Raw genomic sequence first — 8,071 nt, forward strand, 5'->3', positions numbered from 1 at the left:
GCTCCAGTACCGCCCCGGCGTCCTCAACGGTTGCCTCATCGGCACCGGTCTCCAGCCCGAGCCGCCATGACGACACCACGCATTCAAGGTCAGTAGATGTCGGACCTTTAGATGTCGGACCTTCCCGCCAAGCTGCGGGACGCCCTGACGCCAGCGAGTGAGGTCATAGCCTCAGTCGGCGAACAGTACTCTCCATAGGCACGGTTGGATCTGGGTGAACGGGCCGCGGAGTCGGCTGGAGAGGTGGCCCGCTCGGAGATCGGGTCGTCGTTGAAGTCGGCGGCCACCTCTAGAGATCTTTAAGGGCTGGGATTACGGCAGTTGAAGGTTGAGTCCGGTCTTGGCTATGAGGCCCTCCAGGAGACCGGGTCGGTACTGCATCCGTTTGAGCCGGTCTTCACCAGCGCGGTGAGCTGATCAAGTCGGCGTGGCCGACGGTGCCTGTGGGCGAGGGCGAAGTCGTTCACCCCCACCACCTCGGGAATCTCCCTCTTCGGCCAGAGGCATGTTCATCAGCACGCGCAGAGCCGTGTGCCGCGACATTTTTATCGGCAGCCTCATCGACACCCGCACCGCAGCCCGGCCGGTCAACTCTTCGACCAGGACACGGACCTGTTCCGTCAGGCGTGAGGTGCGGCGCAGGTACCGCTCGATGAAGCCGGGCACCTGCTCGCGAAACGTCCGCCGAGCACGCCCGATGGAAGTGCGGACGAGCCGGTGTATGCGGACCTCGAGCACCACGCTCCGCGCATTCACCGGTACATCCGCCAGACGACGCATGTCAATGACCAGCGCTTACAGCCCTGTAAACACTTCACCTACGCGGGAGTTCACGAGTAGCATGATCATCCATGACGCTCGGCACGCCGGTCACCATCGGATGCGAGCCGGTTCCGCTGATTGGCCAGGCCCGGGCCTGGCGGGACCGGCCGTCAGATGACCAGAACGACACGAGCCGTATGACGGAGACTGTCACGTACGGATCTGTGGGAGCCCGGGGTTGAGATGCCCCGGGCTACCCGACCACGTAGGTCGACCGGGGTGTGACGGGACTTGGTCGTGCTTTGCGTGTTCGCTGGGTTCGCAGTTCCTGCCCCAATTCGCTCCCAGCACGGTCCGTACACTGCGGAGTCGCACCGATGGGCAATGTGAGTGAAGTTCTACTCTGCAAGGTGAAGACCCGATCGAGCGGCGGGCGGAGGGCTGTTGTGCAGGCCGCACGCCGTCATGGCGTCGCTAGGAGTGGGGCAGAGTGGGCGATACGTTGCAATGTTCCGACATTCGTGTGGTGGTAATAGAAGGCATTCCCCTGCTTCTGGACGGCTTGCGCTCCGCGTTGGAAAGCGGCGGGATGACCGTCGCCGCAGGGACGCGGGACGCGCGTGAGGGTGTGCGTGTGGTGCGCGAGGAAAGGCCCGACGTGGTCATCGTCGACCTCGATCCGCCCGGTCGCACGGGGGTCGAACTGCTGGAGCAGTTGCACCGGCAGCACCCGGCAGCCCGGCTGATCGCCTCGGTGTCCCCTGAATACGACGACGACAAGCTGTTGTTGACCACGCTGATGGCTGGAGCGACGGGTTACCTGCTCAAGAACACGGAGACGACGGATCTGTTGCGTACGGTGCGGGCCGTCGAACGGGGGTACGTCATAGTGGGGCCGCGGGGCGGCGGCGCATTCTCCGCCCTTCTGGCGAGCCTGGCATCGGAATTCCGTGAGGTGCTCCCGTTCCCGGTGCTCACGAACCGGGAGCGAGAGGTGCTCCGATTAGTCTCCTTCGGCTATGGGAATCGCCGGATAGCCCAGGAGTTGTTCATATCGGAGAAGACCGTGCGCAATTACGTTTCGGTCATCCTGCCGAAGATTCAGGTGTCGAGCCGACAGGAGGCCATGGTCGCGGCGCAACTGGCCGGTCTGCAGACCGCCGGCTCCGGCGCGGCTGTGGGCGCGGGTACAGGTGCGGGGCCCATGGACGCGTAGACGGAGCATCAGAGCCGGAGGAAGAAGGCAGCTCCGGGCCCCACGGCGGCGGGCGGCGCGTCCCCCGCGCCGTCGACAGTCCCGCCGGACGTCACCCGCTGTGGGTGACGAGGCCTGCGGCCAGGAGCCGGCGCAGGCTCCCGTCCACCTGCCGGGCGACCTCCAGGGAGTCGGTCGGCAGGCCCGCCGCGCGGGCGTAGGCCGTGCGCAGCGAGCCGGGGGCACGTCCGTCGCACAGGGAGTAGACCGTCCACGAGCGCGCGTTCAGCCAGTGCATGCGCGCCGACCGGGTGGTGCTCACGATGAGCTGCCCGAGGCCGGGCAGGGCGCACGCGTCGACCGGTGCGACCCGCTCCAGGACACCCTCCAAGGGGGCCTCCGGCAGGTGCGCGGCCTCCTCCTCCTCCTCCTCGGGGCCGGCTGCCGTAGCGGTGGTCCGCGCCGGGGGCTCGGGCGCCTCACTGTCCACCAGCCGCAGGGCCGTGAGGAGCCAGTCGGCGAACCGCCGCCCGTTCTCGGTCAGGGCCTCGTCGGGCAGGGACAGCATGCACTCCGCGAGGTAGCGGGCCCGTTCGGCGGCGGTCCGGTACGTCTGGTCCTGCGCGGCGGGGGTGCCGGGACTGGGCTCGTCGATCTCCTCGACCGTCGGAGGCGCGCCGAACCGCTCGCGCACCGCCTCGCCGGCGGTGGCCGCGGCGGCCCGGAACACCAGCACATGAACGTAGAAGTGCAGGGCGACGAAGACCCGGATGAGGGTCCACGAGCCGATCCGCCATGGGATCGGAACCCGCTCGGTGGGGTTCGCGACCAGGGAGCCCGTCCGCAGAGCGTCGAAGAGCTTGAGGTGGGCGCCCTCGTGGAGCAGGCTCTCGGCGGCGAGCCACGGACTGGCGCAGCGCTCCGGCGCCAGCAGCACCGCCGAGGGGAGCGGGTCGCCGCCGGACATCGACTGCAGGGGCCCCTCCTCGCTCTCCCGGTGTGTGAACCCGACCAGGGTGATGTGCCCGAGCACACCGGCACCCGAGGACGGCAGCAGCGTCGCAAGGAGGTTCGCGCCCTCGCGCAGACCTGCCAGGACCTCGTCCGTCGGGCGGACCGGAGCCGTCGCGCCGCTGCCGAGCGCGTCTCGGTACAGCTCCATGAGCCGCTCGCCCAGCTTCTTCTGCGCGTCGTCGCGCGGGGCCGGCTCCGTCAGCACCCAGGTGTCGCCGAGCTCCGGCCATGCGCGTAGATGAGGATCGGTGAGGGCTTCGCAGGGGCCCATGGGTGGCGCGGTGTCCGCCGCGCCGTCGCCCAGGCGGACGGCGAACGAACTGCGGTCGAGCCGGCAGCGCTCCAGCTCCACGAGGTCCACCTCGAAGCAGTTGCGCAGGACCGGGTCGTACAGCAGCGGACGCAGCCGCTCGTCGGGCCCCGCGGCCGTCGTCCGCAGCACGTCCGCACCCTCGGCGTCGTGGCGCGCCAGCATGGTCAGGCCCAGCCGGAACCGCGCGAGGTTGCGCTCGCCGATGGCGGCGGAGTCGCCGAACTGCCGGTCGGCGCTGAGCAGGCCGTCGGCCCGGGCCGCGGCGTCGGCGACCGGCTGCGCGCCCGTGGCGTCGGTGGACCCGGTGAACTCGGTGGCGCCGACGGACTCGGTGGAGGAGGAAGCGGGCATGACGAACCGTCCCTTGAGCTGGCTTTTCGTGTGAGGGTGTGCTGGCTTTTCGTGTGAGGGCCGCAGGGAGCGGGCGCTTCGGAGGTGCCCGTCGCGGGACACCCTGCTCCGAGGGGCGCGGCGGCGACGCCCGTTCGCGGCGACGCCCGTTCGCGGAGGAGCGGAGGAGCGGTGGAGGGGGCGCTCGCGGGGGCGTGGCGGAGAGGTCCGCGCGGTGCGGCGTGCGGAGGGCGCCGGGCCGGGGGGCGCGGGGCCGAGCCGGGCCGGACACCGGTCCCATGAGGGTCCGGCGCCCAACCCGAGACGCCGCGGGTCAGGCGGTCAGGGCCGCCTGATAGGACGGCAGCCAGGCGCGCTCCTCGGGAGCGTCGACGGCGACGGCCGAGGTCTCGTCGTCGAGGTAGGCGTCGGGAGCCAGGACGGGAGTCTCGATGGTGTCCACGAGCATGTTCAAGCCCTTCGGTCGTCGGTGGATTGCTGAGGCGAGCCGGGCAGGCCGCCGTGCGTCCCGTCCGGCTGCCTCATTCTCCGGCGCCCCCGTCCCGCCTCGATAGGGTCGTTGTCCCGAATGTTGTCCCGTGTACCAGCGGTGACGGTACGTCACCGGGGCTCTCGGCACGCGTACGGGTTGCCGCGGTTCCGGCCCGTCCCGCACACTCCTGCCGGTGACCTCCGACTCCACCACCTGGGAAGCCCGCACCACGTACGGGGACGTGCTGGCCGACCGGCGATTCAGGTTGCTGCTTTCCACCCGGGCGCTGACGGTGACCGCCGACGCGCTGCGCGTCCTGACCTTGTCGGTGCTCGTGTTCGCGGCGACCGGCTCGCCTTTGCTGAGCGCGGTGACGTTCGGCGCCGGCTTCCTGCCGCAGCTCGCGGGTTCCCTGGTCCTCGGCTCGCTCGCCGACCGGGTGCGGCCGCGAGGGCTGGTCGTCGCCGGTCACGTCCTGCAGTGCGGAGCTGCCGCGGTTCTGGGAACGGTCCACCTGCCGGTGCCGGCTGTCCTGGCTCTCGTCGCCGCCGTGGCTGCCCTGACCCCTGTCTCCACCGGCGCGGTCAACCGGCTCGTCGCCGACACGCTCGCCGGTGACGCGTACGTCCTGGGACGCTCGCTGCTCAACGTCTCCGCGTCCGTGGCTCAGCTCCTTGGCCTGGCCGTCGGCGGTGCCGCGGTCGCGTTCCTGGGCCCGCGGACCGCGCTGCTGGTGAGCGCGGCCGCGTACCTGGCTGCCGCTGTCGCCGTCCGTGTTCGGCTGCCCGACCTGTCCGTCCCGGAGCGGTCCGCGGAACCGCAGCGGCGCCGCGGCTCCGGATCGGTGCTGTGGGACAGCTGGTCCGGTGGCATCGGCCTGCTTGCCGATCGGAGGGTTCGCGCGCTGCTGCTCGCCCAGTGGCTGCCGCCGTTGTTCGTCGCCGGCGCCGAGGGCCTGGTGGTCCCTTTCGCGGAGGGCCGCCGAATGCCCGACGGCACCGCCGGTGTGCTGCTCGCCTGCCTGCCGGTCGGCATGCTCGCCGGAGACCTGGCCGTCGGCCGCCTCCTGCGTCCCGCCGCGCGCGAACGGCTGGCCGGACCGTTGGTGGTCGTCCTTGGGCTGCCGTTGACGGGCTTCGCACTGGACCCGCCCCGGGTGGCGTGCGCCGCGCTCCTGCTGGTCACCGGAGTCGGTTTCGCTTACGCCCTGGGGCTTCAACGCCCGTTTCTGGAAGCGGTTCCCGAAGCCCGCCGCGGTCAGGCGTTCGGGTTGCTCACGGCCGGGCTGATGTCCGTGCAGGGCGTCGGCCCGGTCGTCTTCGGAACCGTCGCCGAACTCACCGGCGCCGGAACGGCGATCGCGCTCGCCGGTCTCGCGACGGTGTGCGCGGCGGTCGGCACATCGGGCGGCACGGTGTGGCGGCCGCGCCGGGGAGCGGACGGAGTGATCACCCGTGCCGGGCGCCCGGCATGGCGACCGACACCCCGTGCACGGGACGGCGACGGCTAATTCTTGTCCGCGTGGCAGCCGAAACGGCCGGAACGAGATCAAGTAGGAGCGCACGCCGAGCTGTACATGGAGATCGCCGCGGCCGCTCCCGTGGCCCAGCGGGCGACCGGCCGGGGAACGATTCGGAGCTTGAGAAGCTCATCTGTGGCGCTGTCTGTCTCTCCCCCCAGGTCAGGAGTTATCGCGACTGACCGTCGGATTACCGTCAACGGCAACTGCCCGACCTTCGTGAGAAGAGCGGGCAGTTGCCGTTTTGTAGCTGCGATCCGAGAGGTGCTTCTAGTCCTCGCCCTCCGGGGGCTCGCCGCGGGCGATGGTCATTGACCAATTCACCGTGCTGGGCGCGGTGACAGAGACTGTGCCCTCTTTCTCCACTCCCGAGAGACCAAGCTGGTTGTACGTCGTGGACACTTCCCCAGCGAGGCACTCAAGGGGGAAGGCAGCCGTCACGGGCTTGACGGCGACCTTCATCGTTCCCTTGCCCTCGCAACGCACCGCGACGATGAGCGCGTCGCCCTTCCTGCCGCCCTTGGCGAACGCGATAGTCCGGCCGCCATGCGTGGCGCCCTGCCTGCCGGCGAGTTTCTCACCCGGGTCCAGCTCCGGTGGAACCTTGACTGGCGTCTGATCTCCTTCAACAGGAGAGGCTGAGGGTGAGGCGGGCGAACTGGCGTGCGGCAGCGACTTGGCCTTCGACTCACTGTCGGCGTGATCGGCCGAGCAGGCTCCCGTCAGCGGCAGGGCAGCCGCAGCCAGGATGCAAAGGCTCAACGTTCGCCTGTGTCGCATTACTTGGACTCCCAGATGTACCAGCCGAGGCGGTGCGGCGTGCAGAGCGTCGCATTGGTCTTCACGCCCCTGGTGCCGTTGGCGTACTGGTACTTAAAGACTGTACCGCAATGCCTCAGCAGTCCTGGGTGCGTCACTCGCCGGTCTTGCCGTCGATGAGCTCGCGCGCAACGTCGAGGTGACCGACGTGGCGGGCGTACTCCTGGAGCAGGTGGAAGAGGATCCGCCCCAGCGAGGGGGCCTGGTCGGGCGTTTTGAAGCGGCCCCCGAGGCGTGCCTTGTCACTCAGGGCGGCCGACCTCGTATGGAAGTTCCCGGCCGTCACCTCCATATGGTAAGCGGTCATGACCTGCGCGGTGGAGGTCTCAGCGGCAACCTTCCACTCCTCGGCGTCCCCGCCGGATGGATAGGCAATGACGTCCTCGGCACCGAACCCCCATCGCAGCCATCGGCGTTCGACCCAACCGAGGTGTTGGACCAGGCCGAGCGGCGACCAGTCGAGCGGTTCGGCAGCCGTGTGGAGTTGGTAGTCGGACAGTCCATCAAGCTTTCGCACCAGGGCGTCGCGGTACCACTCCAGATAGCCAAGAAGTAGTTCGTGGGCGTCGCAGACGTCGACGGCCGGACCGTCGAGGAGGGCGGGAACCTTATCCGAGGGCTGCTGCATCCCGCGAACGTAGCGCGGACACGGAGCGGGCCGCACCCCTGCCATGATCTCGGTGTGGCTGGTGTGATCACGGCGTCGGCGCCGTCCTGGATAGGCCGATAGGCCCGTTCACCGGGTTGAGCCCGCGCTGCTTCGGCAAGTTGGTGACCTCAGCGCGCCGCGAGGCCGCGAACGAGCCGCGGCGCGGGCGGCCGTAGGGCCTGCCGCTGGTGGACCGCATCCTCCTGCTCACGGTCTACTGGCGGACGGACTTGACGTTACGTCAGCTAACCCTGTTGTTTGGCGTTTCGAAGTCGGCGGCAGACCGGATCATCAACCACCTCGGCCGGCGACTTGCGCTCCAACCGCGCCAGCGATTCCGCAAGGACACCGTGCTCATCGTGGACGGCACCTTGGCGCCTACCCGTGACCGCACGATCGCCGATCGGTCGAAGAAACTATCGCTACTCCACCGCCCACCAGGCCGTCATCGATGCCGACACCCGGCTCGTTGTCGTGGTCGGTCAGCCCCCGCCCGGCAGCCGGCACGACTCCCGCGGCCGGCAGGAGTCCGGCGTCCAGGACGCCGTCGGCCAGAGGATGACTATCGCGGACGGCGGCTACCAAGGCACCGGGCTGGCCATCCCGCCCCGCAGGACAGAAGGCCAACCTCTCCCAGCGTGGAAGGAAGAACACAACCGCTTCCACATACGAGTACGCGCCCGTGTCGAGCACACCTTCGCCCGAATGAAGAGCTGGAAGATCCTGCGCGACTGCCGCCTCAAAGGCAACAGCGTCCACCACGCCATGCTCGGCATCATCCGCCTGCACAACCTCAACCTCGCCAAATAGAGAGCGAGTTCGCGCCAAGGCCGACCGCACCTTCCTCAACTCGGAGATCGCTTCCGCGACAACTTTTAGAGTCAATGCCGTTGTCTTAGCTGCTCGGCGTAGGCTTCTGCGTACTGCTCCCGGGGGTGGTGCCGGTGTCTGCGAGCGTTTCTGAATTATCGGGTCTC

General features: G+C 69.2%; 6 protein-coding genes and 1 pseudogene. 3 read left to right on the top strand and 4 right to left on the bottom strand.

What is annotated here, in order from left to right:
- The first annotated feature begins 1,252 nt into the window (after positions 1 to 1,252).
- Positions 1,253 to 1,978 (top strand): LuxR C-terminal-related transcriptional regulator, encoded by a 726-nt coding sequence (locus ACIREE_RS42375; RefSeq protein WP_404164909.1) that lies wholly within the window; start codon positions 1,253 to 1,255, stop codon positions 1,976 to 1,978.
- A gap of 91 nt (positions 1,979 to 2,069) precedes the next feature.
- Here ACIREE_RS42375 and ACIREE_RS42380 read toward each other — a convergent pair whose 3' ends face one another.
- A complete protein-coding gene (locus ACIREE_RS42380; protein WP_404164911.1) occupies positions 2,070 to 3,635 on the bottom strand; it encodes an aKG-HExxH-type peptide beta-hydroxylase in 1,566 nt (521 codons plus the stop codon).
- A gap of 313 nt (positions 3,636 to 3,948) precedes the next feature.
- Positions 3,949 to 4,083: a hypothetical protein gene (locus tag ACIREE_RS42385; RefSeq protein ID WP_404164913.1), complete on the bottom strand. Its 135-nt coding sequence runs from the start codon at positions 4,081 to 4,083 to the stop codon at positions 3,949 to 3,951.
- Positions 4,084 to 4,300: 217 nt separating this feature from the next.
- Here ACIREE_RS42385 and ACIREE_RS42390 point away from each other — a divergent pair, with 217 nt between their 5' ends.
- Positions 4,301 to 5,617: an MFS transporter gene (locus ACIREE_RS42390; RefSeq protein WP_404164915.1), complete on the top strand. Its 1,317-nt coding sequence runs from the start codon at positions 4,301 to 4,303 to the stop codon at positions 5,615 to 5,617.
- Positions 5,618 to 5,896: 279 nt separating this feature from the next.
- On the opposite strand, the gene ACIREE_RS42395 is transcribed toward ACIREE_RS42390, so the two are convergent.
- Complete coding sequence (locus ACIREE_RS42395; protein ID WP_404164917.1) at positions 5,897 to 6,388, bottom strand: hypothetical protein; 492 nt, start codon at positions 6,386 to 6,388, stop codon at positions 5,897 to 5,899.
- A 151-nt stretch (positions 6,389 to 6,539) separates the two neighbouring features.
- Positions 6,540 to 7,073, bottom strand: a complete 534-nt coding sequence (locus ACIREE_RS42400) for a DinB family protein (protein ID WP_404164919.1) — start codon at positions 7,071 to 7,073, stop codon at positions 6,540 to 6,542.
- A 54-nt stretch (positions 7,074 to 7,127) separates the two neighbouring features.
- Between ACIREE_RS42400 and ACIREE_RS42405 the strand changes: the two are divergent.
- A pseudogene (locus tag ACIREE_RS42405) lies at positions 7,128 to 7,904 on the top strand (transposase).
- Positions 7,905 to 8,071: the final 167 nt, after the last annotated feature.

It is taken from the genome of Streptomyces sp. NPDC102467 (assembly GCF_044765445.1).
Lineage (GTDB): Bacteria > Actinomycetota > Actinomycetes > Streptomycetales > Streptomycetaceae > Streptomyces.